Annotated in this window: 23 protein-coding genes and 2 tRNA genes; 24 read left to right on the top strand and 1 reads right to left on the bottom strand. The window is 62.6% G+C overall.

What is annotated here, in order from left to right:
- Positions 1-164 precede the first annotated feature (164 nt).
- Positions 165-1625, bottom strand: coding sequence for a pyruvate kinase (pyk, locus tag I2E45_RS08960; protein ID WP_195445785.1), 1461 nt, complete (start codon positions 1623-1625; stop codon positions 165-167).
- Between the two features lie 440 nt (positions 1626-2065).
- Here pyk and I2E45_RS08955 point away from each other — a divergent pair, with 440 nt between their 5' ends.
- The 24 genes from I2E45_RS08955 to I2E45_RS08840 all read left to right on the top strand — a co-directional run bounded on the left by I2E45_RS08955 (position 2066) and on the right by I2E45_RS08840 (position 24136).
- Positions 2066-4747 carry a cation-translocating P-type ATPase gene (locus I2E45_RS08955; RefSeq protein WP_195445783.1) on the top strand — a complete coding sequence of 894 codons (2682 nt, stop codon included), beginning with the start codon at positions 2066-2068 and terminating at the stop codon, positions 4745-4747.
- A 478-nt stretch (positions 4748-5225) separates the two neighbouring features.
- On the top strand, positions 5226-6179 hold the full coding sequence (rsgA, locus tag I2E45_RS08950; protein WP_195445789.1) for a ribosome small subunit-dependent GTPase A: 954 nt from the start codon (positions 5226-5228) through the stop codon (positions 6177-6179).
- Positions 6180-6431: 252 nt separating this feature from the next.
- Complete coding sequence (gene cpaB, locus I2E45_RS08945; RefSeq protein WP_271742310.1) at positions 6432-7091, top strand: Flp pilus assembly protein CpaB; 660 nt, start codon at positions 6432-6434, stop codon at positions 7089-7091.
- The gene (locus I2E45_RS08940) at positions 7091-8734 is read left to right on the top strand and encodes an AAA family ATPase (protein WP_195445779.1); all 1644 of its coding nucleotides are present in this window, start codon (positions 7091-7093) and stop codon (positions 8732-8734) included. The genes cpaB and I2E45_RS08940 overlap by 1 nt, the downstream gene beginning before the upstream one ends.
- Complete coding sequence (locus I2E45_RS08935) at positions 8731-10059, top strand: CpaF family protein (RefSeq protein ID WP_195445777.1); 1329 nt, start codon at positions 8731-8733, stop codon at positions 10057-10059. The genes I2E45_RS08940 and I2E45_RS08935 overlap by 4 nt, the downstream gene beginning before the upstream one ends.
- Positions 10032-10958: a type II secretion system F family protein gene (locus I2E45_RS08930; protein WP_195445775.1), complete on the top strand. Its 927-nt coding sequence runs from the start codon at positions 10032-10034 to the stop codon at positions 10956-10958. Before I2E45_RS08935 ends, I2E45_RS08930 begins: the two co-directional genes overlap by 28 nt.
- Entirely contained in the window at positions 10955-11596 is a 642-nt protein-coding gene (locus tag I2E45_RS08925) for a type II secretion system F family protein (protein WP_195445773.1), read from the top strand. Before I2E45_RS08930 ends, I2E45_RS08925 begins: the two co-directional genes overlap by 4 nt.
- Before the next feature lie 10 nt (positions 11597-11606).
- A complete protein-coding gene (locus I2E45_RS08920) occupies positions 11607-11840 on the top strand; it encodes a Flp family type IVb pilin (protein WP_117770508.1) in 234 nt (77 codons plus the stop codon).
- Positions 11804-12367 carry a hypothetical protein gene (locus I2E45_RS08915; protein ID WP_195445771.1) on the top strand — a complete coding sequence of 188 codons (564 nt, stop codon included), beginning with the start codon at positions 11804-11806 and terminating at the stop codon, positions 12365-12367. The genes I2E45_RS08920 and I2E45_RS08915 overlap by 37 nt, the downstream gene beginning before the upstream one ends.
- 1 nt (position 12368) lies before the next feature.
- Positions 12369-12587, top strand: coding sequence for a hypothetical protein (locus I2E45_RS08910; RefSeq protein WP_147333370.1), 219 nt, complete (start codon positions 12369-12371; stop codon positions 12585-12587).
- On the top strand, positions 12562-13062 hold the full coding sequence (locus tag I2E45_RS08905; protein ID WP_271742309.1) for a TadE/TadG family type IV pilus assembly protein: 501 nt from the start codon (positions 12562-12564) through the stop codon (positions 13060-13062). Before I2E45_RS08910 ends, I2E45_RS08905 begins: the two co-directional genes overlap by 26 nt.
- Positions 13063-13138: 76 nt before the next feature.
- Entirely contained in the window at positions 13139-15199 is a 2061-nt protein-coding gene (locus tag I2E45_RS08900; RefSeq protein WP_195445767.1) for a hypothetical protein, read from the top strand.
- On the top strand, positions 15199-15675 hold the full coding sequence (locus I2E45_RS08895) for a hypothetical protein (protein ID WP_195445765.1): 477 nt from the start codon (positions 15199-15201) through the stop codon (positions 15673-15675). Before I2E45_RS08900 ends, I2E45_RS08895 begins: the two co-directional genes overlap by 1 nt.
- Positions 15672-16031 (top strand): DUF192 domain-containing protein, encoded by a 360-nt coding sequence (locus I2E45_RS08890; RefSeq protein WP_271742308.1) that lies wholly within the window; start codon positions 15672-15674, stop codon positions 16029-16031. Before I2E45_RS08895 ends, I2E45_RS08890 begins: the two co-directional genes overlap by 4 nt.
- A 58-nt stretch (positions 16032-16089) precedes the next feature.
- Positions 16090-16356, top strand: coding sequence for a hypothetical protein (locus I2E45_RS08885; RefSeq protein ID WP_195445764.1), 267 nt, complete (start codon positions 16090-16092; stop codon positions 16354-16356).
- Positions 16356-16640, top strand: coding sequence for a ribbon-helix-helix domain-containing protein (locus I2E45_RS08880; protein WP_195445762.1), 285 nt, complete (start codon positions 16356-16358; stop codon positions 16638-16640). Before I2E45_RS08885 ends, I2E45_RS08880 begins: the two co-directional genes overlap by 1 nt.
- A 135-nt stretch (positions 16641-16775) precedes the next feature.
- A tRNA-Phe gene (locus I2E45_RS08875) sits at positions 16776-16848 on the top strand.
- 478 nt (positions 16849-17326) lie between these two features.
- Positions 17327-18388 carry a glycoside hydrolase family 5 protein gene (locus tag I2E45_RS08870; RefSeq protein WP_195445760.1) on the top strand — a complete coding sequence of 354 codons (1062 nt, stop codon included), beginning with the start codon at positions 17327-17329 and terminating at the stop codon, positions 18386-18388.
- A gap of 6 nt (positions 18389-18394) precedes the next feature.
- Entirely contained in the window at positions 18395-19273 is an 879-nt protein-coding gene (gene rsmI, locus I2E45_RS08865; RefSeq protein ID WP_195445758.1) for a 16S rRNA (cytidine(1402)-2'-O)-methyltransferase, read from the top strand.
- Between the two features lie 69 nt (positions 19274-19342).
- Positions 19343-20944, top strand: coding sequence for a methionine--tRNA ligase (gene metG, locus I2E45_RS08860; protein WP_117848154.1), 1602 nt, complete (start codon positions 19343-19345; stop codon positions 20942-20944).
- Positions 20945-21051: 107 nt separating this feature from the next.
- Positions 21052-21912 carry a 16S rRNA (adenine(1518)-N(6)/adenine(1519)-N(6))-dimethyltransferase RsmA gene (gene rsmA / locus I2E45_RS08855; RefSeq protein WP_117848153.1) on the top strand — a complete coding sequence of 287 codons (861 nt, stop codon included), beginning with the start codon at positions 21052-21054 and terminating at the stop codon, positions 21910-21912.
- Positions 21902-22819, top strand: coding sequence for a TatD family hydrolase (locus I2E45_RS08850; protein WP_195445755.1), 918 nt, complete (start codon positions 21902-21904; stop codon positions 22817-22819). Before rsmA ends, I2E45_RS08850 begins: the two co-directional genes overlap by 11 nt.
- 43 nt (positions 22820-22862) lie before the next feature.
- Positions 22863-22949 (top strand) — tRNA-Leu (locus I2E45_RS08845).
- Positions 22950-23242: 293 nt separating this feature from the next.
- Positions 23243-24136 (top strand): IS1249 family transposase, encoded by an 894-nt coding sequence (locus I2E45_RS08840; protein ID WP_195445753.1) that lies wholly within the window; start codon positions 23243-23245, stop codon positions 24134-24136.
- The last annotated feature ends 2 nt before the right edge of the window (positions 24137-24138 follow it).

Genomic DNA, 24138 nt, shown 5'->3' with positions numbered 1-24138 from the left:
GCGGTGTCCCCTCCCTTTCAAGAAAGGGAAGAGGCGGGGCATGCCCCGCCTCTTACACCACATCTCTGCGCGCTACCCCGTGCGCCGGCATTGGCACAGAAAAAGGGCCCGGAAGGCAATGCCTTCCGGGCCCTTTGCAATGCAAGTGTGCTTGCAAGTGCGTTTTAGCGCACCTGAGCGACGTAAGCAACGTTGGTCGAGGAGACCTTGTCCTCGAGCTGGACGCTCATGCGGGGATCGCCAGCGGTGGCGACGGTCAGGTCTCCGGTCTTGACGTAGCCGAGCTCCTTAGCGGTCTCAATCGCCTTGACGATCGTGCCGTTGACGGTGCCCTGGGTAATCTCGGCCTGGTGCGGGATAACGCCCCAGTACATGATCATCTGCTGGACGGCCCACTCGTGGCGGGAGAACGCGCAGATCGGCATGTTGGGACGGAAGTGCGAAATCAGGCGAGCGGTACGACCGGTGGTCGTCGGCACGGTGATGCACTTGGCGCCAACGGTGGTAGCCATGTTCACAGCGGACATACCCACAACGTTGTTGACAACACGGGTGCCGTGGGCATCGGCCGGAACCTCGAGCGGAGCGTGAGCCGGGAGGTACTTTTCGGTCTCGAGAGCAATGCTGGCCTGCATCTTAACGGCCTCGACCGGGTACTTACCGGCAGCGGACTCGCCAGAGAGCATAACGGCGTCGGTGCCGTCGTAGATGGCGTTAGCAACGTCGGCAACCTCGGCGCGCGTCGGGCGCGGGTTCTGCTGCATGGAGTCGAGCATCTGCGTAGCGGTGATAACGGGCTTGTAGGCCGCGTTGCACTTGGCGATGATCTCCTTCTGGATGTGGGGAACGAGCTCGGGCTTGATCTCGATGCCCAGGTCGCCACGGGCGACCATAATGCCGTCGGAAGCCTCGAGGATCTCGTCGAAGTTCTCGACGCCCAGGGCGCACTCGATCTTCGGGAAGATCGTCACGTGCTCGCCACCGTTCTCGCGGCAAAGCTTGCGGATGCCGCGGACGGACTCGCCGTCACGGATGAAGGAAGCGGCGATGTAGTCGATGTTCTCGGTCAGGCCAAAGAGGATGTCCTGACGATCGCGCTCGGTGATGGCGGGCAGCGAGATGTTGACGTTGGGCATGTTGACGCCCTTGCGCTCGCCGATCAGGCCGTCGTTCTTGACGACGCAGGTCATGTCCTGGCCGTCGACGGACTCGACCTCGAGGGCAACCAGGCCGTCATCGATCAGGATGAGGGAGCCCTTCTCGACCTCGGAGGGCAGAGCCAGGTAGTCGAGGGAGATGTGCTCAGAGGTGCCGTGGAAATCCTCGGACGTGGGCTGAGCGGTGACGACGATCTTATCGCCGGTCTTGACGGCAACCTTCTTGTCGTCGACCAGAAGGCCGGTGCGGACCTCGGGGCCCTTGGTGTCGAGCAGGATGCCGACGGGCAGACCGAGCTCCTTGGAAATACGACGGACGCGCTCGATGCGACCGTGGTGCTCGTCGTAGGATCCGTGCGAGAAGTTAAAACGGGCGACGTTCATGCCCGCCTTGATCATCTCGCGGATGGTCTCGTCGCTATCGCAGGCGGGACCCATGGTGCATACAATCTTGGTGCGCTTGTACATTCAGACCTCCATCTGACATCGTCTTGCGCTGATAGATAAACCATAAGAAATAAAACTGAGATGATTATAACGAAATGGCGACCGAATACCCCAAAAAATCGACCGTATGCCGAATTAGAAGTTCATTTTTTGCGGAAAAACGGTATATGCAAAACTTTACCAACTGTTCTAACCGCTGCTATCTGGGCGATATTTCAGTTTGATGATGCGCCGAAGAAAAAACGTTTTATCAATGTTGAGCATCACACGGTCTGCACCGTTGCGCCTGTGCCATATTTCCAAATGGATTGTTTTGGCTAGACGCGTTGCTTTGGGGTACCATAGCTCCACTATCAACTGCCGCTCAGCACGGCAGCCTTGATGAGCCCTTGCCCTTCTCCTGGGAATTATGATCGGGCATCAATCTGCTGAGTGGCCCGAATCCCAGGAGGGGACTCTATATGCAAAAGGAATACCTGTCCGCCGCGGCGGAGGTGCTCAGCGACCAGGGTGTCGATGAGAACCTCGGCCTGAGCGACGACGAGGCGTCGTCGCGCCTCGCTAAGACAGGCCCTAACAAGCTCGAGGAAGCCGAGAAGACGCCGCTGTGGAAGCGTTTCTTTGAGCAGATGGCCGATCCCATGGTCATCATGCTGATCGTTGCCGCCGTCATCAGTGCGCTCACGGGCATGGTCAAGGGCGAGCCCGACTTTGCCGATGTCGTCATTATCATGTTCGTCGTTATCGTCAACTCGGTGCTGGGCGTGGTCCAGGAAGCCAAGAGCGAAGAAGCCCTCGAGGCCCTGCAGGAGATGAGCGCGGCGCAGTCCAAGGTACTGCGCGACGGCAAGCTCGTGCACCTGCCGAGCGCCGAGCTCGTGCCCGGTGACGTGATCATGCTCGAGGCGGGCGACTCCGTTCCGGCCGACTGCCGCGTGCTCGAGAGTGCCACGATGAAGATCGAAGAGGCTGCACTCACCGGCGAGTCCGTGCCCGTAGAGAAGCACGCCAACGTGATCGAGCTTGTCGCGGGCACCGACGACGTGCCGCTCGGCGACCGCAAGAACATGTGCTACATGGGTTCCACCGTTGTGTACGGTCGTGGCCGCGCCGTCGTGGTCGGTACCGGCATGGATACCGAGATGGGCAAGATCGCCGGCGCCCTGGCCGAGGCCAAGGAAGAGCTTACGCCGCTGCAAGTGAAGCTTGCCGAGCTCAGCCGCATCCTTACCATCATGGTGATTATCATCTGCGTCGTGATCTTTGGCGTTGACATCCTCCGCCACGGCGTGGGCAACGTCCTTACCGACCCGACCGCCCTGCTCGACACCTTTATGGTCGCTGTCTCACTCGCCGTCGCTGCCATCCCCGAGGGCCTGGTCGCCGTCGTGACCATCGTGCTGTCGCTCGGCGTGACCAAGATGGCCAAGCGCCAGGCGATTATCCGCAAGCTTTCTGCCGTCGAGACCCTCGGCTGCACGCAGACCATCTGTTCCGACAAGACCGGCACCCTTACCCAGAACAAGATGACCGTCGTCAAGCACGAGCTCGCTGCGCCTAAGGAGAAGTTCCTGGCAGGTATGGCCCTTTGCTCCGATGCCCAGTGGGACGAGGAGTTGGGCGAGGCCGTGGGCGAGCCGACTGAGTGTGCGCTCGTCAACGATGCCGGCAAGGCGGGCCTCACCGGCCTGACTGCCGAGCACCCGCGCGTGGGCGAGGCCCCGTTCGACTCGGGCCGCAAGATGATGTCCGTGGTCGTCGAGACCCTGGACGGCGAGTACGAGCAGTACACCAAGGGCGCGCCCGACGTGGTAATCGGCCTGTGCACCCACATCTACGAGGGCGATAGGGTCGTCCCCCTGACTGAGGAGCGCCGTGCCGAGCTCGTGGCCGCCAACAAGGCCATGGCCGACGAGGCCCTGCGCGTGCTGGCGCTGGCAAGCCGCACCTACACCGAGGTCCCGAGCGACTGCAGCCCCGCTGCGCTCGAGCACGACCTGGTCTTCTGCGGCCTGTCCGGCATGATCGACCCTGTCCGCCCCGAGGTCGCCGACGCCATCCGCGAGGCCCACGACGCCGGTATCCGCACCGTCATGATCACGGGCGACCATATCGACACCGCCGTGGCCATTGCCAAGCAGCTGGGAATCGTCACCGATCGCAGCCAGGCCATCACCGGTGCCGACCTCGATCGCATGAGCGACGAGGAGCTCGACGCGCACATCGAGGACTACGGCGTGTACGCTCGCGTCCAGCCCGAGCACAAGACCCGCATCGTCGAGGCCTGGAAGTCGCGCGACCAGATCGTGGCCATGACGGGCGACGGCGTCAACGACGCCCCGTCCATCAAGCGCGCCGACATCGGCGTGGGCATGGGCATCACCGGTACCGACGTCACCAAGAACGTTGCCGACATGGTGCTTGCCGACGACAACTTCGCCACCATCATCGGTGCTTGCGAAGAGGGCCGTCGCATCTACGACAATATCCGCAAGGTCATCCAGTTCCTGCTTTCGGCTAACCTTGCCGAGGTGTTCTCGGTGTTTATCGCCACGCTCATCGGCTTTACCATCTTCCAGCCGGTGCAGCTGCTGTGGGTGAACCTGGTCACCGACTGCTTCCCCGCGCTCGCGCTGGGCATGGAGGATGCCGAGGGCGACATCATGAAGCGCAAGCCGCGCAACGCCAAGGACGGCGTCTTTGCCGGTAATATGGGCCTGGACTGTGTGGTCCAGGGCTTGATCATCACCGTGCTGGTGCTGGCGAGCTTCTTTGTGGGCGTGTACTTTGACATGGGCTACATCCACATCGCCGATATGATCGCCGGCAATGCCGACGAGGAAGGCGTGATGATGGCGTTCATCACGCTCAACATGGTCGAGATCTTCCACTGCTTCAATATGCGCAGCCGTCGTGCGTCGCTGTTTAGCATGAAGAAGCAGAACAAGTGGCTGTGGGCATCTGCCGCGCTGGCGCTGGTACTGACGGTTATCGTGACCGTTCAGCCGACGCTTGCCGAGATGTTCTTTGGCCCCGTGACGCTTGAGCTCAAGGGCGTTATCGCCGCCCTGGGCCTTGCCTTCCTGATCATTCCGTTGATGGAGATCTACAAGGCGATCATGCGCGCCGTGGAGAAAGAGTAACGCACCTGTCCGGGCCCGACCGCCTGCGGGGTTTCCACGGGCACGTCCTCGCCGCTTTGCGGCTGCGGGATGTGCCCTTAGGAAACCCCTCCCGACGGGCGGGCCCTGCGGTATCCTTGCTGGCTTTTCTCCCGTGCGGATGAAAAGGGCTGAGGGAAAGTATGTGAGCTGGTCGGGCTTTGCCCGGCCAGCTCTTTTTGATTTAAAATACCTGCTCAGTTGTGATTTGTGGTGCTGGGAGGCGCTTGTGGGCAAGGCGAAGGCTAAGGCGAGGAAAAAGACGACGGGGGCGCGGGCTAAGCGCGATCGTCGTCGGAAGCTTGCGACCGAAGCTCCCGCGTCTGCCGAGGAGCTGCTGGCAAGCGTGCCGGGACTCGATGCGCTGCAGGATGTTCCGGCGTTCGACGATCTGCCGGTCGATGATGCTCAGCGGGCTGCCTTCGATGATTATTGTGCTCGGGCCGAGGAGCCCGAGCAGATGCAGCTTGGTGCCGTGGTGCGCCTGGATCGTGGGTTTCCGCTGGTGGCGACTGCCGATGACACCTTTCGTGCCGAGCATGCCGTGGGGTTTGCCAAGTCGCGTGGCGAGGACGAGGTTCTGCTGCCCGCCGTGGGCGACCGCGTGGCGGTGCGTCGTGCGCCCGGGCACAACATGGGCGTGATCGAGTGCGTGCTGCCACGCCGCACGAGTTTTGAGCGCTGGCGCGGACGCGCTCGCGGCGAGCGTCAGGTGCTTTGCTCCAACGTGGATAGCGTGCTGATCGTGCAGGCGCTCGGCGCCGGCGAGGTACTGCTCGACCGCGTGGCGCGCTCGCTGGTGTTGGCACTCGACTGCGATGCCGAGCCGGTGGTGGTACTCACCAAGGCCGACCGCTGCGACGCCGATGAGCTCGAGCGCGATCTGGACCGTGTGCACCGCTTGGTGGGTCCGGACGTGCGCGTAATCGTGACATCTTCTGCCGAGGGTCGTGGCCTGGACGAGGTGCGCGCCTGCGTGCCCGCCGGGAGCTGCGCCATGATCTTGGGTGAATCGGGTGCTGGCAAGTCGACGCTGCTCAACGCGCTGCTGGGTCACGATACGTTGGCGACCGGCGGCGTACGTGAGCGCGATGACCAGGGTCGCCACACCACGGTCGCGCGCGTGATGGTGGCGCTGCCGGGCGAAGCCGGCGTTATTGCTGACGCGCCGGGCCTGCGCAGTCTGCCGCTCGTGGGGCATGAGCGGGGCTTGGCACGCGCGTTTCCCGAGATCGTCGAGGCGTCGCGTGCGTGCCGGTTTGGCGACTGCACGCATACCCACGAACCGGGCTGCGCCGTTCGCGAGGCCGAGGATGCCGGGCAAATCGACAGCCTGCGCCTGGAGACGTTCCAAAACCTGGCGTCATCCATGCGTGTGAGTGCTCAGATGCTCGATCCCGATGTCCATCTGTAATTGAATCTACCTATGACAGCCGTCTCCCAATGGTACGGGAGGCGGCTTTTTTATTGCCGATGCGCCCCTAAACGTGCGTTTTGCTGACGTGCTGACCAAAACCTTGCCACGAGCTTGACGGGCCGGTCAGCTTTTGGTCGGCAATTGGTTTGACACTCAAAACCAAGATCGCGATCGCACCGTTTTGCTGCTTGCCCGCTCGGACAATGGTGCTACGGGCATCCGCCCGGTGCTACCTTGAGAGGAGCGGCCGTGAACAAGAGCAAGCGCATCGCCATCAGTCTAATCGCGGGTGTGCTCGCCGCGCTGCTCTGCATGGTCTACGCATCGTCGATTCGCTCGCAGGCTGAGCAGGTCCAGGCCGAGACGCTGGCCAAGTATGGCGGCGATCGCGTCGAGGTGTGCGTCGCGGCGCGTGATATCGATGTGGGCGAGACCCTCGACGAGACCAATGTCATAACCCAGGAATGGCTGGCGAGCCTGTTGCCGCGCGATGCGGCGACCGAGCTGCGCCAGGTGCGCGGCGACGTGACGACCTCGCGCATCCCTAAAAATGCCGTGATTTGCGATGTCTACACCAAGGCCGAAACCCACACGCTCGAGGTGCCCAAAGGCAAGGTCGCCGTTTCGGTGGCGGTCGATGCCGAGCATTCGGTCGGGGGCGCCACGGGCGTGGGCAGCTACGTGGACGTGTACGTGCAAAAGGACGGCGTGACCGATCGGCTGTGCGGCGCGCGCGTAATCGATACCAGCGAAGATGCCGGCGCCACGCGTGAAGGCAAGATCGAATGGGTGACGCTGGCGGCCGACCCCGAAGACGTTAAGGAATTGCTGGGGGCCTCGGGTAAGGGGACGGTCAGTTTGACGATTCCCGCCACGGTGCGCGACAAAAAGAGCGGAGGCGACGAGTGATGAAAGCGATCTGGCTTGCATGCTGCGCGTGCGGTGATTACGGATTGCTGCAGCGGGAAGTCGAGGGCCGCGATGCGGGCGCGCAAGTGCTTCGCGTGGGCGATCTGGATGGGCTGGTGTCCATGGCACGGGCGTTTCCGTCGCGTCGCGGGGCGGCGATTATCGCGGCAGCCCTGTTCGATGCCGAAGACGTGCGAAAGACCGTTGCGCGCCTGACGGCCGAGGGCCGCGTGAGCCGCGTGGTCGTACTGATAGAGACGCTCGATCCTTCGGATATCGAGGGGCTGTTTCGCGCAGGGGCGACCGAGGTTATCGCTGCGCGTAGCATATGCGGCAACGGGCGCGCAGGCGAGGGAACGGTTGATTACGACCGGTGTCTGACGATTGAGCCCGATGCTTTTGTTGATAGGGAACCCGGGGCGCCTCGCGCTACAAGAGGCCCGCGTGTTGATGATTGTGGAAAAGCGGAAGCCGAGCATGGTCGGTGTCCCCGGGACCCCCTTGCATACGATGAAGTCGGAGAGCCGGTGCCGTATGGCGAGGATCTTTTGGCTGTAGATATGGGATGCGTGCATGGCGTGAGCCTGGTCGATGAGCTCGACGAGGTTGAGGGACTTGCCGGGAACGACAATGTTCGTGTCGATGCGACCGTGAAGTCCCCAGATTCGGCCCCGCGGACCGAGCAGCCTGCCATGCCGGCTTGGGCGCAGCATATGAGCGCTGCCGGGGAGACAGGGACGTTGCCGCCCGTGCCGGCGCCGCCTGCCCCCACGCCGTCGGCGGATGCCGCCGCTTCGTCGCATCGAGCCCCGGTTGTCTGCGCCGTCTCGGGTTCGGGCGGTTGCGGCAAGTCGACGATCGTCGCCGCCATGGCGCACGCGGCGTCGCTGCTGGGCCTGCGCGCTGCCGTGCTCGACTTGGACCTGATGTTTGGAAACCTCTACGACCTGTTGGGTGCCGATGCCCCGCATGACATGGCGACGCTTATCGAGCCATCGGCTGCGGGCGCACTTGCCGAATCGGACATCGTGGCCGCCTCGATGCGCGTGGCCCCGGGCGTCACGCTTTGGGGTCCGGTCGCCGCGCCCGAACAGGCCGAGCTCATGGCGCGTCCGGTGGAGCTGCTGCTTGACGTCTTGCGTCACGAATCCGACGTGGTGCTTGTCGACACCTCGGTCTTTTGGGGCGACGCCGTGGCGGCCGCGGTGGCGGCGAGCGACCGCTGCCTGGTCGTGGGCGATCCATCGGTGTCGTCTGCGACGTCCGCGGCACGCGTCATCGAGTTGGCGAGCCGTGTGGGCGTGCCGCGTACGCGCATGAGCGCCGTATTCAACCGGTTTGGCGCGCGCGGCGCCGACGAGGATGTCGCCATGCGCTTTGAGATTGCCTGCGCGTTGAGCTCCAAGATTCGCATCGCCGACGGCGGGCAGGACTTGACGGCGCTCATGGCATTCGGCCGTGCTGACGAGGCGGTGGGCCAGAACAGCGCTTTTGCCACCAGCGTGCGCGAAGCCACGCGCGAGATGCTCGTGGAGCTGGGCTGCGCCGTCGGTCCCTGGAGTGACATGGTCACCGACCGCGCGACGCGCACCGAGCGCCCACGTATCCGTCTTCCCTGGTCGCGCGAGGGTGATTCGCGATGAGCTTGCAAACAAGGATTAAGGAAGCCGGTGCGGCCGCGGCGGCGGCGCCTGTTGATGCGGGGCGCCACCGTGCCGTCAAGCGCCGCACCAAGCGCGCCGTGATGGACCGCATGGGCTATGACGAGGTGGCGCGTATCAGCGCATACATCGATCCGGCGCGCGCCCGCTCGGAATTGCGTCCTGCGGTGGAGGCGGCGCTCAACGTGGAGGAGCCGGGCGACCTGGCGACGCCCGAGCGCGAGACCATCATCGACGAGATCTTGGACGACGTGGTGGGCCTGGGCCCGCTGCAGCCGCTCATCGAGGACGACACCGTCACCGAGATCATGGTCAACGGTTGCCGCTCGGCTTTCTTTGAACGCGGCGGCGTCTTATATCCCATCGAGCATGCATTTGAGGATGACGAGCAGATCCGCGTGCTCATCGACCGCATCATCTCGCCGCTGGGCAGGCGCATCGACGAGCGCAGCCCCATTGTCAACGCCCGCCTCAAGACGGGCTATCGCGTCAACGCGGTGATCCCGCCCGTGGCGATTGATGGACCAATCCTCACCATCCGCAAGTTCTCAGATCGCATCTGTTCGTTGGACGAGCTTGTGGGCTTGGGGTCGCTGCCGCTTTGGTATGCGCAACTGCTGTCCTGTGCGGTGTCGCTGCGTCAAGATCTGGCGGTTGCGGGTGGCACGGGATCGGGCAAGACCACGCTGCTCAACGCGCTGTCGTGCGAGATATCCACCGGCGAGCGCATCGTGACGATCGAGGACTCCGCCGAGCTCAAGTTTGCGCATCACCCGCATGTGGTTCGCCTGGAGGCGCGCGAGGCTTCAATTGAGGGCGAGGGCGCGGTGACAATCCGCGATCTGGTGACCAACGCCCTGCGCATGCGTCCCGACCGTATTGTGGTGGGTGAGGTGCGCGGTGCGGAATGTTGCGACATGCTGCAGGCCATGAACACCGGGCACGACGGATCGCTCACCACGCTTCATGCGGGCACCGAGCAGGAGACCGTGGTGCGTTTGACGCTGCTTGCGCGCTATGGCATCGATCTGCCGAGCGAGCTTATCGAGGAGCAGATTGCCATGGCGCTCGACGGCATCGTGATATCCGAGCGTCATGCGGACGGCAGGCGTTTCGTGTCCTCCTATTCGGGGGTGCGACGCGGCGCGTCGGGCGGCGTGGAGCTTGAGCGCTACGTGACGTTCGATGCCGCCACGCGCACCTGGACGCTCGATCGCGAGCCTCCGTTTATCGCGGAGGGCCTGCGCTCGGGAACGCTCACACAAGAGGAGGTGGACGAATGGAGATCGTTGTGCCCCTCGTCGTAGGGGGCTTGACGGGGCTTTCGGCCGCGGTGGCGTGTGGGGCGGAGCCTCGTGCGCCGCGCGTGCCGCCGGCGGAGCTGGTCAGTCATGCGCTTGAGTCGGTTGCCGAGAGGCTGCCGCGCGAGTTGGTAGAAAACGACCTGCTAAAAAAGATTGCCCACTCCTGGGCGGCGCTGGTTCCGGCACATCGCGTTGGCCTTGTCATCGAGGATGACAAGGCGCGACTGGCATGCTTACTGCTGTCGAGTGGTGTCTGCGGCATTGCCCTGACTGTCGTATCGCTGTCGCCTATCGGCTTTGTCCTGGGGCTGCTCGCACCGTTTGGCGTAGGTGCCGCTCGCGACACCTTCGACCGTCGCCGCGAGCAACACGATGTGGAAGAAGCCATGCCCGAGGCCTTTACGGCGCTCTCTATGTCGCTCGCCTCGGGTCATTCGCTGGCCCAGGGCATGAGGTTTGTGGGAACTCACGCGCAAGAGCCGGTGCATACCGAGTTTTTGCGCGTTGCGGCGGCGATCGACTGCGGCGTCTCGGCGACTGATGCGTTGGATGACCTACTCGACCGTATCGATGCCCCCGGCCTTTCGCTTGTCACTTTGGCGCTCAAGGTGTCGCAGCGAACCGGCGCCCCGCTTGCTGACCTGCTATCCGAGGCGTCGAGCATGGTGGGGGAGCGCATTGAGCTCAAGCGCCGCCTGGACGTCAAGACATCGCAGGCGCGCATGTCGGCACACATGGTCTCGGCGATGCCGGCGGGTATGTGCGCGGTGCTGGCGCTGCTTTCGGCCGACTTTCGCCGCGGCCTTGCAACGCCGGCAGGTGCCGGTACCGTGGTGTTGGGCCTTGCCCTCAACGCCGTCGCGCTGGTGGTTATCCGGCGCATTATGCGGGTGGAGCTATGAGCGTCTTGGTCGGGGCCGCGGCGTGCCTGTGCGCGCTCAGTGTGTTTATCGTGACGGGTTTGGAGCGTGCAGACGCATGCAAGATCGCCCAGGTCTGCAAATGCGAGGCGCTGCTGGTTGTCGCGGCTGCCCGCTCGGTGACCGATGTCCTGGTAACACGGTTGAAGGGCATGCTCGGCACGGGTGGTACGGCGCAGGTGTCGCTTGGCGAGGTGTCCGAGATGATCGACGTGGTGCGTCTGGGGCTTTCGGCCGGCCTTTCGTTCGATGCGGCGCTTGAGGTTTTTTGCGCCAATCGCCGATCGACGTTGGCGATCCGCCTTGAGCGAGCCTGCATGGCGTGGCAGGTGGGCGTGGGGACGCGCGAGGACGAGCTTCTGGCGGCCGCGCGCGACCTGGATGTGCGGGCGCTCGAGACCTTTGCCATCACAGCGGGGCAGGCGCTTGCCCTCGGTGCCCCGCTTGCCGAGACGCTGGCGGCTCAAAGTCGCGAGATTCGCGCGGCCCATCGCGCTGCAGTCGAGCGCGAGATTGAGCGCGCGCCGGTCAAGCTGCTGATTCCCACCGGCACGCTCATCTTGCCGGCGTTGCTTCTGTCCATATTGGGCCCGCTGCTGGGAGCAGGCGGGATGATGTAGGGAGGAATACATGAATACGATGACTGACGTTGCTGGCAAGGTCTGGAGCTGGGCGTTTTGCCAGTCAATTCACGCTCGCCAGCGTGCCGAGGAACTGCTGCGGGAGGAGAGCGCGCAGGGCACCACCGAGTACGCCATCCTGGTCGGTGTGCTCGTGGTGATCGCCATCATTGCCATCGTCGCATTTAAGGGCAAGGTCCAAGATCTATGGAGCGCTATCAGCGAGGGCATCAACAGCCTGTAGAGGGCGCCCGTCCCGTCGGCGCGTTGCTGGTGCTCGCCTGTGCGGTCGTGGCGGTGGCAGTGGCGGTTTGGGGGCTTAACGCAGCACGGCAACAACGTTTAGGGGCTGCCGCGGATGCGGGATCGGGTTCGGCTGCGGCGTCTCAAATAGACGATGCGCGAGACGCGGCCGATGCGAATGCCGCCGTCACGGCGCAAACGTTCTTGCAAGCACTCGACGAGCGAGCGGACGCTGCAACGGGTTCATCTGCAAACAATGCCGTCGCTGTTCGTCTCGCATGGTCCGAGTGCCGACCGATGACCGAAGCGGCGGCGGATATGCTGCGTGCCTATCGCGAGGTGCCCACGGCACAACTTGCTCTGAGCGGCTATCTTGACATCAAGGGCAACGTGTGGGGCGCCATCGTGCGTGACGGACGCGGCTGGGTCGATATGGTGACGGTTGCCGCGGATGCTGGTGATACTTCGTGTCGTCTGCGCGTGGTCCGCCTGACCCCGCAGACAATGAACTCAAAGGAGGGGTCGTGAAATGCATGATGTCCTGCGTGAGGAATCTGCCCAGGCAACGGTCGAATACGCCATCGTCACGGTGGCACTGCTTTCCATCGTGCTGGCGATCGCAGGGCTTTGGCGTGCCGGTGCCGATGGGCGCTTGGCGGCGCTGGTCGAGAGGACGGCGTCTCACGGCGTCACCTCGACATCGGTTGTCGACGCTGCTGCGGGTGCTAAGGACATCGTGCTCTATTGATGTCACGCGCGAGGACCGGGCGCAGTCTACGGTCGAGGCGGCATTCCTACTGCCGACGTTTCTGACGCTCGTCCTGTTGGCGCTGCAGCCGGTGTGCCTGCTCTATACACGCGCGGTCATGGAGTCTGCCGCCGCCGAGACCGCGCGGCTCATGACCACGACGACGGTGGGGGATGACGAGGATATTAAGGAGTTTGCCCGCCGCCGTCTTGCCGCGGTTCCCGACGTTTCGATTTTCCATGCCGGCGGGCCCCTGTCGTGGGATATCGAGCTTGGTCGGGCCGATGCGGGCGGCGTCTCGTCCGTTTCCGTTACCGGCGAGGTTAAACCGCTGCCCGTGATCGGTGCGTTTGCGCAGGCTATGGGTGGCGCAGGCCATAACGGCTATGTCGAGCTTAAGGTCGACGTCTCGTATCGATCGCGTCCCGAGTGGCTGGAGGGAGATTATGATTCATGGATTGCTGCATGGGATTAAGCGCTGCCTGTTGAAGGTGACGAGGGGGCTTGCGGGCCGTTGCCGACCGCGTGCTCGCTGCAAGCGAGGCGGCTTTATGGGTCGAGCCGGGATCGACCTGTTTATCGAAGACGGTGCCTATACCACGCTCTCCTCTGCGGTGGTCATCTTGGTGGTGCTCACGTTGCTGTTTTCGTCGACGGCGGCGATATGGAGCATGTCGCGTGCCGGGGACACCCAGGCGGCTGCCGATAGCGGCGCGCTGGCAGGCGCCAATGTGGTGTCGTCCTACCATACGGCTGCGACGGTGGTGGATGCGAGCATTTTGAGTTTGGGCCTGGCGGGGTTTGCCACGATCGGCACCGGCTTGGTCGCCATTCTTATTCCAGGTGCCGAGCTTGCCGCGGGCGATATGGTCGACACGGGGATCGAGATCATTAAAACGCGCAATAAGTTTGCCAAAAGCGCCTCCAAGGGCCTGCAGAAAATCGAGACGGCTCTACCGTATCTGGTTGCCGCGCGAGCTACGCAGGCCGTGTCGGCGCAGGATACCGAGGGTGCGACCTATACCGGTACGGCGCTTGCCGTGCCCAAGACGTCCGAGTCGGATTTCGTTGCGCTCGAGGGGTCCGAGATCTCGACCGATGTCATTAAAGACACATCGAAAGATCTGGAACGCGCAGCAGATGAGCTGCAGAAGGCCTCGGAGGAGACGGCGAAAGCAAAAGAGCGCGCCTGGCTTGCGGATTGCGGCGGGTCGGATCCGGCTTCGGTCGGCAGTTGCTCATGCATGTGGGAACGCGCGAGGAGTTTGGCGAAGCTTTCGGATATTGAGAATCCGCACTATGCCTCGAGCGTCACATGGGAGCCGCAAGTGGCGCTCGATCGCGCGAAGGCCTATTACCGCTTGCGCCTTGCAAACGAGGCGCCTCAAGGCTCAAGCGTCGAGACGAAGGCGGAGTCGGCGGCGCGCAAGGCGTTCTATACCTATGCGAGCGCAGAGGTCAATCGCGCATATATAACCGAAGACGGAGACCGGACCACTTCCTATATTCCGTTGTTGCCGCGCAACACTGACGAGGTGCGAGCGACGGAACTCTATACCGATGCGGCGTGGCCAACTAGTACCAACGATGGCAAAACGTATCTGCATTATGGAACGAGCTGCCCCAACTATAAGAAAGGGACGCCAGGCGGGCTAGCCTCGGTCGCTGCTTATGACGGGCAGGACAAATGCAACAGATGCCATTTTGGTGTTTCGTCGCTCGGCGCCGTTGCGGCTCCTTCGACTTCTATCGAAAACGGCTTCGAGTACCACTTTGATCGATTCAAAGACGCCCTGAAGAAATACGTCGAATGCCGCAACAAAGAGCTCGAGCTCATGCGCCAGACCGAGGACGAGGCAGACCGTGCGGGCAATGCGTTTGACGAGGCCATTAAAGCGCTTTCGGGCGAGCGTCCGCGTATCGCCCCGCCCGGCCGCAATGGCGTGGTTGCCCTTGCGGTTTCGGGTGCCATCTCGAGCCCCGATGAGCTCAACTCTTCGTTTAACACGACAGTCAGGCTTGGCGATCGCGGCGCGATCTCTGCTGCGGTGCTGGCGCCCGATGACGCGACGGCGCAGAACAACGTTCTCTCGCGGTTTTTCTCGACGCTGGAGGAGCGTTCGGGTGGCGTTGCCGGTGTACTCGATGACGTCATGGATGTTTGGGGACGGCTGCTTGTGGGATACGGAGACATCCAGGGCTCGGCCGACGAGCTTATGGATGAGATGATCGATGACCTGGGAGGGGACAGTGGCGCGCTGGGCTCCATTGCGTCGTGGCTCGGCGATACCGTTTCGGCGTCCGTGGCGGCGCTGGGCTTGGAACCGTGCGATTTGCGCCTGCGAAAGCCGGTGTTGACCGACACCGCCAACGTCATCAAGAGCCCGGGGTCTGACATCACAGGTCTTTCTAATGCGCAGGACAAGCTACGAAGTATTCCGCTGGGCGTGACCGATCCCAAGGCGCTTTGCGAGGCGCTGGAATATCAAGTCGAGCGCACCATCAGCGGCACGGTGTTCACGCTTGCGGAGATTCCGCTGCCCGGCGGCGGTTCCATCCCACTTACCGTCGATGTCGCCACGCTGGCGGGTGCCTTGGGCGGTGGGTCGTAATGGGCATCCGCACGCGCCTGTGCGAGGAGCGCGCCCAGGCGACGGTCGAGATGGCCGTGGTCACGCCCGTCCTGCTGGTTCTGGCGCTTATCGTGTACAACGTCATGGTCTTTGCCGACGCGGTCGCGCGCTTCGATCGCGTGGTGCCCGATATCGTGCTAGCGCATGCCGTGGCGCCGAGCGGGGAGGGCGATGGCAACTCCATCGATTCCTCCGCGACCGTTCAGGCTCAGATCCAACATGCCATGGAAGGCTATGACTTGCAGATCGAGGTCTCAAGCGAGCAGGGTGCGACGACATCGGATGGCGGTCTGCTTTCGCTTTCCGGCACGTTTAGGACCTATACCTGCACCATGCGCTACGAGCCGTGGCCGAGCTCGCTCAGCATCGCCGGCGTTTCGCTGGGGGCACCGGCACAGTTGTCGCACGAGCGCGCAGTGACAGTCGACCCGTGGCGTCCGGGGGTGGTCACGTGAACGCGGTCTCATCCTATATTGCCTACGCGCGGGCGCTCAGCAGGCTGGGTTGGACGCCTGCGGAGTTTGTGGTGGCGGAGTCGTTTGCCGTGCGCCTGCGTGGCATGCTGGGGCGGTCGCCGATTGCCGCCAACGGGTTGCCGCTCGTCATGGCGTTTCCACGCTGCTCTTCGGTCCACACCTGCTTTATGGCCTATCCCATCGACATTGCCTTTATCGATCGAAACGGCAGCATCCTCGCGTGCTACGAAAACGTCCGTCCTTGGCGCATGTGTTCCTGTCCCGGTGCCTGGGCGGTGCTGGAACGCCCTTCAATCCTCGCTACACCTCCCGCCTTTCAACAAGTGCCGGCGTAAGAATTGGCGACAGCGGACTTTCGTCATACGAAATTGGGTAAGATGGAGGAGAAGATGCATGGATGTTGAGATCCATCCCAACGCCAAAAAACACTTGACGGAAAAGCAAGTGCTTGGTGCCTGGTTCGCGGTTACTGAGTGCATTCGCCGCGAGTCGGAGGACGAGCCGCCGAGATGGCTTGCCATTGGATGGCTTCCAGATGGTCGAAGTATGGAACTTGTTGCAGTCGAACTAATTCGTGGATGGCTCATTATTCATGCCCTGTCTCCGGTTCAGAAGAAATTCTGGCAAGAGATCGAGCAAGCTCGGCAGAGGGGTCGATGATGAGCAAGGCGTATACGGCTGCCAATGGTCAGGTTGTAACGGATGAAATGATTGACGCGTGGTGCGAGTCGTACGAGCATGGCGGGTTTCCGGACGGCGAGCATACCGTTGGGGGGATCGTGCACGGGCGGCCTCCGCTCTCAAGCGAAGGGACGGCAACGCTATCGGTCAAGATTCCCCTAGGGATGAAGGAGGCGATTCGTCGTCGGGCGGCGGCTGAAGGAATGACGCCAAGTGAGTTTGCCCGTGCAGCCTTGAGCGAAAAACTTCTTGCGGTGGGTTGATGTCTCTAACGTGCTGTTCTATAGGGTCGGCCTTGTGGCTGGCGCCGTGCTCAAAAACTTTTTTCAAATTCTCGGTTGACCGGAGCGCGTCCTTGGTTATACTAATCAAGCCTTGAAACAAGGCACACCTCAAATGGCTGGGTAGCTCAGTTGGTAGAGCAGAGGACTGAAAATCCTCGTGTCAGGGGTTCGATTCCCTTCCCCGCCACCTTGAATTGACTAGGACCTCTGCAAAGGGGTCCTTTTCTTTTATGTGGACCATGCATGGAATCGAACCCCGTGAGGGCGCGGAGCTGAGGAAACGCGCAAGCGTTTTCCAGCGTAGCTCGCAAGGCGCGCAAGCGCCGCGGCGGTCCGTCCGCGCAGCGCGCGGACGCGATTCCCTTCCCCGCCACCTTGAATTGACTAGGACCTCTGCAAAGGGGTCCTTTTCTTTTATGTAGGGTTCCGCGGAAAATGCATCCCAGAATTGGGTTTTAGAGCGGGATGCGCTTTCCAGCGCTTGCTTCCGACGTGCGTGCACATCTCGGCGCACTAGCTCGGGCCCGCCCCAGACATTCCTCCCGCTTTTGCGCCACTTTGCAGACCGTTCGGTCGTCTGTCCGCACGCGCGGGTATACTCAAAACGATACTTTTCCTATGCAATACGATGCAGGCTCGACCTGCACGATCCGAAGGGGGCAGTGATGGAGAGGATACTCGGCGTTAATCTCTCTGGCTGGTTTATTCCCGAGCCTTGGGTGACCCCGTCGCTATACGCGGCGACCGGTGCATCCAACGCGGCCGAGCTGCAGGAGGCCATGGGCACCGCCGCCTATAACGAGCGCATGCGCCGTCATTACGAGACGTTTGTGAGTGAGGACGATTTTCGCCGCATGGCGCAGATCGGTTTCAATGCCGTGCGTCTGCCGGTGCCCTGGTATGCCTTTGGTTCGCAGGAGTCCGATGCGTCCTACATCTCGGTTGTCGACTACATCGACCGTGCAATTGAGTGGGCTGCCAAGTACGACATCCGCGTGCTGCTCGATCTGGCGACGGTGCCCGGTGGCCAGGGCGATTCCAACGATTCGCCCACCACGCCGGAGGCTGTTGCCGAGTGGCATTCGTCCACCAACGGCCGTCATGTCGCACTCGACGTGCTCGAGCGCTTGGCCGATCGCTACGGCGAGGCCGAGAGCCTGCTGGGCATTGAGCTGCTGGACACGCCGCAGATGAGCGTCCGCAAGAGCCTCTTTACCATGACGGATGGAATTCCGGCCCACTACTTGCGCAATTTCTATCGCGATGCCTACGAGCTCGTCCGTTCGTATATGCCCGAGGATAAGATCGTCGTCTTCTCGTCTTCGGGGCATCCCAGCGAGTGGAAGCATTTTATGCGCGGTGCCAAGTACAAGAACGTCTACATGGACCTTCACCTGTACCATTACCGCGACGAGTATGCGCTCGACATCACGAGCCCCCGCGGGCTGACGACGGCGATTTCGCGTAACAAGCGCGAGCTTAAAGAAGCGATCTCGACAGGGTTCCCCGTGCTGGTGGGCGAATGGTCGGGCGCGGCGATCTTTGCCAACTCGTCGGTTACGCCCGAGGGCCGCAATGCCTACGAGCGCGTGTTTATCGCCAACCAGCTGGCTTCGTTTGCGCCGGCTGCCGGTTGGTTCTTCCAAACGTGGAAGACCGAGAAGCGCATTGCAGCATGGGACGCCCGCGCGGCACTCGGTACGCTCGAGCGCGGCATGATTGAATAGGTTGATATGACGCAAAACAGCGCCCATACGGGCAAACTCTATGTGGTCGGCACGCCCATCGGCAACCTGGGCGACCTGTCCCCGCGCGTTGGCGAGGCCTTTGCCGCCGCCGATGCCATTTGCTGCGAAGACACGCGTGTGACGTCAAAGCTGCTGATGCACCTGGGCATTTCCAAGCCGCTTGTCCGTTGCGACGAGAATGTGATCGCCAGTCGCGCCGCCGGCCTGGTCGACCGCCTGCTGGCGGGGGAGACCCTCGCCTTTGCCTCGGACGCCGGCATGCCGAGTGTGTCCGACCCCGGCCAGGTGCTGGTCGAGGCAGCGCGTGAGGCCGATGTGCCCGTAGAAGTTATTCCCGGGCCCTCTGCTTGCGTCACGGCGCTCGTTTCGTCCGGCATTCCCTGCGAGCATTTTTTCTTCGAGGGCTTTTTGGACCGAAAGCACGGCGACCGCGTGCGCCGTTTGCAGCGCCTTGCCGTAGTACCCGGCGCGCTCATCTTCTACGAGTCTCCACATCGCATCGTGGCGACGCTCGAGGCCGTGGCGGAGGTCTTTCCCCAGCGTGAGGTTGCCGTCTGCCGCGAACTCACCAAGCTGCACGAGGAGGTCTTGCGCGGGCCCGCTGCCCAGCTCGCCGAGGAGCTGCGTGCTCGCGGCGAGGTAAAGGGCGAGATTGCGCTGGTCATCGCGCCGCCGAGCGAGGACGAGGAGGCTGGCATCGTACCGGTTGGCGCCGCGGCAGCGGATCCCGACGAGGCCCTGCGCGAGGATATCCGCGCCGCGCTCGAGGAGGGGGAGCCCGCCTCTGCGGTGGCCAAGCGCCTGTCTCAGAAGTATTCGCGCCGCAAGCGCGATGTCTATGCCATGGTGCTCGATATGCAATAGATGGAGGATATCCAGCCCTTGCGCTAGAATCATCCCCTGTATGCAACGTTTTTCTGGAGGACAAACCCCATGGATCAAAGCAAGCCTTCGTTCTTTATCACGACGCCCATCTACTACGTCAACGCCGATCCGCACCTGGGCACGGCTTATTCCACCATCATCGCCGACGTTCAGGCTCGCTATCGCCGCTCCGCTGGCTACAACGTTAAGTTCCTGACCGGCATGGACGAGCACGGCGAGAAGGTCGCCGAGGCCGCAGCCAAGCATGGCATGACGCCGCAGGAGTGGACCGACAGCCAGGCTCCGCACTTCAAGGAGCTTTGGAGCAAGCTCGAGATTTCCAACGATGACTTCATTCGCACCACCGAGCCGCGCCAGCATCATGCCGTGCAGTACCTGTGGGAGCGCATGAAGGAGTCCGGTTACCTGTATAAGGGCAGCTACGACGGCTGGTATTGCGTGCCTGACGAGACCTACTTCACCGATACGCAGGTCCAGAAGGGCGACGAGGAGTACGGCAGCGTCGGCCAGCACCTGTGCCCCGACTGCCACCGTCCGCTTGAGCGCGTGCAGGAAGAGTCCTACTTCTTTAAGCTTTCCGCCTTCCAGGACAAGCTGCTCAAGCTTTACGACGAGCACCCCGACTTTGTCGAGCCTGCGTTCCGCATGAACGAGGTGCGCAGCTTTGTCGAGGGCGGCCTTAACGACCTTTCCGTGAGCCGCACGAGCTTTGACTGGGGCATTCAGGTCCCGTTTGACGAGGGCCACGTGACCTACGTGTGGTTCGATGCGCTGCTCAACTATATGACGGCCGTCGGCTACGGCGTCGACACCGACGAGGCGCGTGCCGAACTGGCCTATCGTTGGCCCGCGCAGTTCCACATCGTGGGTAAGGACATCATCCGCTTCCACTGCGTCATTTGGCCCGCCATGCTCATGGCCATCGGTGAGGCCCTGCCCGAGCACGTCTTTGCCCACGGCTTCCTGACCGTGCGCAATGCCGAGACCGGCAAGGCCGAGAAGATGTCCAAGAGCCGCGGCAACGCCATCGCTCCGCAGGACGTTATCGACATGCTGGGCGTCGAGGGCTATCGCTATTACTTCATGACCGACGTCGTCCCCGGCACCGACGGTGCCATCAGCTTCGATCGCATGGAGCAGGTCTACAACGCCGACCTGGCCAACAGCTGGGGCAACCTTATCTCGCGTTCGCTCAACATGAGCGGCAAGTACTTTGACGGTTGCGCGCCCGCCAAGCCCGCGTCGTTCGATGCGTTCGAAAACCCGCTGGCAAAGATCGCCGATGGCCTGGTCGAGCGCTACATGGCCAAGATGGACGTGCTCGATTACGGTGGAGCTAAGGACGAGGTCATGGAGCTCATCCATGCCGCCAACCACTACATCGAGGACTCCGAGCCCTGGGCGCTTGCCAAGGACGAGACCAAGGCTGACGAGCTGGCATTTGTGATCTACAACCTGCTCGAGGCTATCCGCATTGCCGCTCACCTGCTGATGCCGCTCATGCCCCAGACTTCTGCCGAGGCCCTGCGCCGCCTGTCGTGCGAGGACGAGGCCGCGAGCGACGACCTCAAGGGCATTTGCGCTTGGGGCTTGCTTGCCGGTGGTCAGCCCGTCGAGAAGGGCGAGCCGCTGTTCCCGCGTCTGGGCTAAGCCGCCGCGCGCCATATCGGCAATTTGCTGTTTAGATGTAAGGGCATGGCCGCAACGGTCCATGCCCTTTTGTTTCAAGACGCCGCCACCATGCTAAGGAGGCAACTATGACAACTTCGCCTTTGGCAAACCCCACGGCAACAAGGGAGCTGCTGGAGGAGTTTGGCCTTGCGACCAAGCATCGCCTGGGCCAGAACTTCCTGATCGACAACCATGTAATTGAGCGCATTTGCGAGCTTTCCGAGCTTGCGGGCGATGAGCGCGTGCTCGAGGTCGGTCCGGGCGTTGGTACGCTCACGCTTGCGCTGCTGCAGGAGGCGGCGTGCGTCACGTCGATCGAGGCCGACCCCGAGCTCGAGCCGGTGCTCGATGCCCATGCCGCTGACTACGCCAACTTTCGCTTTATCATGGGCGACGCGCTCAGGGTGACGCCGGAGCAGATTGAGCAGGTTGCGGGCGGTGAGCCGACGGTATTTGTCGCGAACCTGCCCTATAACGTGGCGGCGACGATCATCCTGCAGTTCTTCCAGACGATGCCCGCGCTCAAGCGCGCCGTCGTCATGGTTCAAAAGGAGGTTGCCGATCGCATTGCCGCAGTGCCGGGCAATAAGACCTATGGCGGCTATACGGCAAAGCTCGGCCTGTATGCGCAGGTGACGGGTCGCTTTGAGGTGCCGCCGCGTTGCTTTATGCCGGCACCGCACGTGGACTCGGCCGTCGTGCGTATCGACCGTGTTGACGGCGTGGTGCCCGAAGGACTCGATCGCGAGTTTGTGGCCCGCGTGATTGACGCCGCATTTGCTCAGCGTCGCAAGACCATCCGCAATTCCATGAGCGCCAACGGCTTTGCCAAGGACGTGCTCGATGCCGCCTTTGAGGCTTGCGGTATCTCACCCACCACGCGCGCCGAGACGCTTGATGTTGCTGACTTTGTCCGCCTGGCCCAGGAGCTAATCCATGACGCTTAATGCCGAACGCGTGACGTTTACCAAGAAAAAGAAGACTGTTGCCTGCCCCGTGCCCTTGGCACCGCTTGCCGACACGCATGCGCATCTGCTTTCGTTTTGGGGCAAAGAAGTGCCCGAAACGCTCGTGCGCGCCAAAGCCGCGGGCGTCGATCTGTTGGTGACGATGCTCGACCCCATCGCCGACAAGCGCAGCGTGACGGACTATAGCGACTGGCTCGTGCGCGAAATTCTGCCGATGCGGGATATTCCGCAGATCAAGTATCTCGTTGGCGTTCACCCCTATGGCGCGCCGGATTATACCGACGACATTCACGCACAGGTTGTTGCTGCGCTTGATGACCCTTTGTGCGTTGGCATCGGCGAGATCGGTCTGGACTATCACATGGATTACGACGACGACATCGCGCCGGCGCCCCACAGTGTGCAGATTGATTGCATGGCACGTCAGCTCGAAGTTGCCGTGCGCCGCAATGTGCCGGTGGAGCTGCACCTGCGGCACGAGGACTCGGATGGGGAGCGCACTTCGCACGTTGATGCGTACAACGTGCTGCGCGAGGTAGGCGTGCCTCAGGCCGGTTGCGTGCTGCACTGCTTTGGCGAGGATCGAGCTACGATGGAGCGCTTTGTGGGTTTGGGCTGCTATATCGCCTATGGCGGCGCGGCCACCTTTAAGCGCAACGACGACGTGCGCGAGGCATTTGCGGCGACCCCGCTCGATCGCATTTTGTTCGAGACGGATTGCCCGTATATGGCACCGGAGCCCATTCGTGGTCTTGAGTGCGAGCCGGCAATGATTTCTATCACGGCAAACACGCTGGTCAACGACCGTGTCGATCGTACCGGCGAGGATGCTGAGGCAATCGCGCGAGCAGCTTGGGAAAATGCCTGCAAACTTTTTCAAAAATAGTTCTTGCGTTCGCGGTAGCGCTCCGTTATTCTAATTCCTGCACGCGGGCGTGGCGGAATTGGCAGACGCGTACGGTTCAGGTCCGTATGGGGGCAACCCCATGAAGGTTCAAGTCCTTTCGCCCGCACCATTGATTGAAAGAGCTCCCAGCAATGGGAGCTTTTTTGTTATGGGCCCATCACGGGGACTTGAACCTGTGAAGGAGCGAGCGCAAAGAAAACGCGGAGCGTTTTTAGCGGCTTATAGGACAAAATGTGTGTCTACTTTAGGGGCATCGGCGCAGGTCGATGCCCCTTTTTCAGCCGTTTAAATTCCGTGGCCGCTTTTAACCGCTCGGACGGAATGTGTGTCCGGTTGCCTATCGTTGCCGCAGGTAGATAACCTTTTCCGGAACCGTTAAATACCCTTTCGGAAGAGGTGCCCATGAAGGCCGTTTATTGCCCCTACTGCGGCGGTCGGACCAAGCGCAACGGCAGGACCTCATCGGGGTCCCAGCGGTGGAGGTGCACGGCCTGCGGCGCGTCGACGACGGTGAGGTACGACGACACGGCGACAAGGCTCGAGGAGTTCCTCGGGTGGCTCCTCTCGAAGGACTCGCAGGCCATGATGCCGGGCGGCGGACGGTCCTTCAGGCGCAGGACGGCCGAGTTCTGGGAGGTCTGGCCGATGCCCGTCCCCGACGGCGAGCTCCACCGCGTGCTCTACGTCGACGGGATCTGGGTCGCGCGCGACCTCGTGGTGCTCATATGCTGCAGCGGCGAGAGGGTGGTCTCCTGGTACATGGCCAGGTCCGAGAACTCGAGGGCGTGGTCGGCCCTCATGGCGCCGATCCCGGCGCCCGACGTGGTCGTCACCGACGGCGGGAGCGGGTTCGCCAGGGCCGTGCGCGAGACCTGGCCGCGCACCAGGGTCCAGAGGTTCACCTTCCACGCCTTCTCGCAGGTCAAGCGCTACACGACGACGCGGCCGAAGCTCCAGGCGGGGCGCGAGCTCTACCTCATCGCGCGCGACCTCATGGGCATCGAGACGCTGCACCAGGCCGAGCTCTGGGTCGAGCGCTACCTCGACTGGTGCGGGTTCTGGGCCGACTTCCTGGAGGACAGGACCGTGGTGGACGGCAGGAGGGTCTACACCCACGAGAGGCTGAGGCGGGCGCGCTCGTCGCTGTCGTCGCTGGTGTCGGCGGGGACGCTGTTCACCTACCTCGACCCCGCCCTGGCCAAGGCCGGCCCGCTGCCGTCGTGGATTGGCAACACCTATTTGGACGATTCCGGGAGGGACAGCCCCGCCTCCCTGAACTCGACCGGAGACATGTAGCC

The sequence above is a fragment of the Collinsella aerofaciens genome (genome assembly GCF_015555045.1).
Classification (GTDB): domain Bacteria; phylum Actinomycetota; class Coriobacteriia; order Coriobacteriales; family Coriobacteriaceae; genus Collinsella; species Collinsella aerofaciens_W.
Note: the sequence above shows the minus strand (reverse complement) of the source record. Positions and strands in the feature narration are given on the sequence as shown.

Coding starts and splice junctions, on each gene's coding strand:
- pyk (WP_195445785.1), bottom strand. CDS start 1,625: ATGTACAAGCGCACCAAGATTGTATGCACCATGGGTCCCGCCTGCGAT.
- I2E45_RS08955 (WP_195445783.1), top strand. CDS start 2,066: ATGCAAAAGGAATACCTGTCCGCCGCGGCGGAGGTGCTCAGCGACCAG.
- rsgA (WP_195445789.1), top strand. CDS start 5,226: ATGCAGCTTGGTGCCGTGGTGCGCCTGGATCGTGGGTTTCCGCTGGTG.
- I2E45_RS08940 (WP_195445779.1), top strand. CDS start 7,091: ATGAAAGCGATCTGGCTTGCATGCTGCGCGTGCGGTGATTACGGATTG.
- I2E45_RS08935 (WP_195445777.1), top strand. CDS start 8,731: ATGAGCTTGCAAACAAGGATTAAGGAAGCCGGTGCGGCCGCGGCGGCG.
- I2E45_RS08930 (WP_195445775.1), top strand. CDS start 10,032: ATGGAGATCGTTGTGCCCCTCGTCGTAGGGGGCTTGACGGGGCTTTCG.
- I2E45_RS08925 (WP_195445773.1), top strand. CDS start 10,955: ATGAGCGTCTTGGTCGGGGCCGCGGCGTGCCTGTGCGCGCTCAGTGTG.
- I2E45_RS08920 (WP_117770508.1), top strand. CDS start 11,607: ATGAATACGATGACTGACGTTGCTGGCAAGGTCTGGAGCTGGGCGTTT.
- I2E45_RS08915 (WP_195445771.1), top strand. CDS start 11,804: ATGGAGCGCTATCAGCGAGGGCATCAACAGCCTGTAGAGGGCGCCCGT.
- I2E45_RS08910 (WP_147333370.1), top strand. CDS start 12,369: ATGCATGATGTCCTGCGTGAGGAATCTGCCCAGGCAACGGTCGAATAC.
- I2E45_RS08900 (WP_195445767.1), top strand. CDS start 13,139: ATGGGTCGAGCCGGGATCGACCTGTTTATCGAAGACGGTGCCTATACC.
- I2E45_RS08895 (WP_195445765.1), top strand. CDS start 15,199: ATGGGCATCCGCACGCGCCTGTGCGAGGAGCGCGCCCAGGCGACGGTC.
- I2E45_RS08885 (WP_195445764.1), top strand. CDS start 16,090: ATGGATGTTGAGATCCATCCCAACGCCAAAAAACACTTGACGGAAAAG.
- I2E45_RS08880 (WP_195445762.1), top strand. CDS start 16,356: ATGAGCAAGGCGTATACGGCTGCCAATGGTCAGGTTGTAACGGATGAA.
- I2E45_RS08870 (WP_195445760.1), top strand. CDS start 17,327: ATGGAGAGGATACTCGGCGTTAATCTCTCTGGCTGGTTTATTCCCGAG.
- rsmI (WP_195445758.1), top strand. CDS start 18,395: ATGACGCAAAACAGCGCCCATACGGGCAAACTCTATGTGGTCGGCACG.
- metG (WP_117848154.1), top strand. CDS start 19,343: ATGGATCAAAGCAAGCCTTCGTTCTTTATCACGACGCCCATCTACTAC.
- rsmA (WP_117848153.1), top strand. CDS start 21,052: ATGACAACTTCGCCTTTGGCAAACCCCACGGCAACAAGGGAGCTGCTG.
- I2E45_RS08850 (WP_195445755.1), top strand. CDS start 21,902: ATGACGCTTAATGCCGAACGCGTGACGTTTACCAAGAAAAAGAAGACT.
- I2E45_RS08840 (WP_195445753.1), top strand. CDS start 23,243: ATGAAGGCCGTTTATTGCCCCTACTGCGGCGGTCGGACCAAGCGCAAC.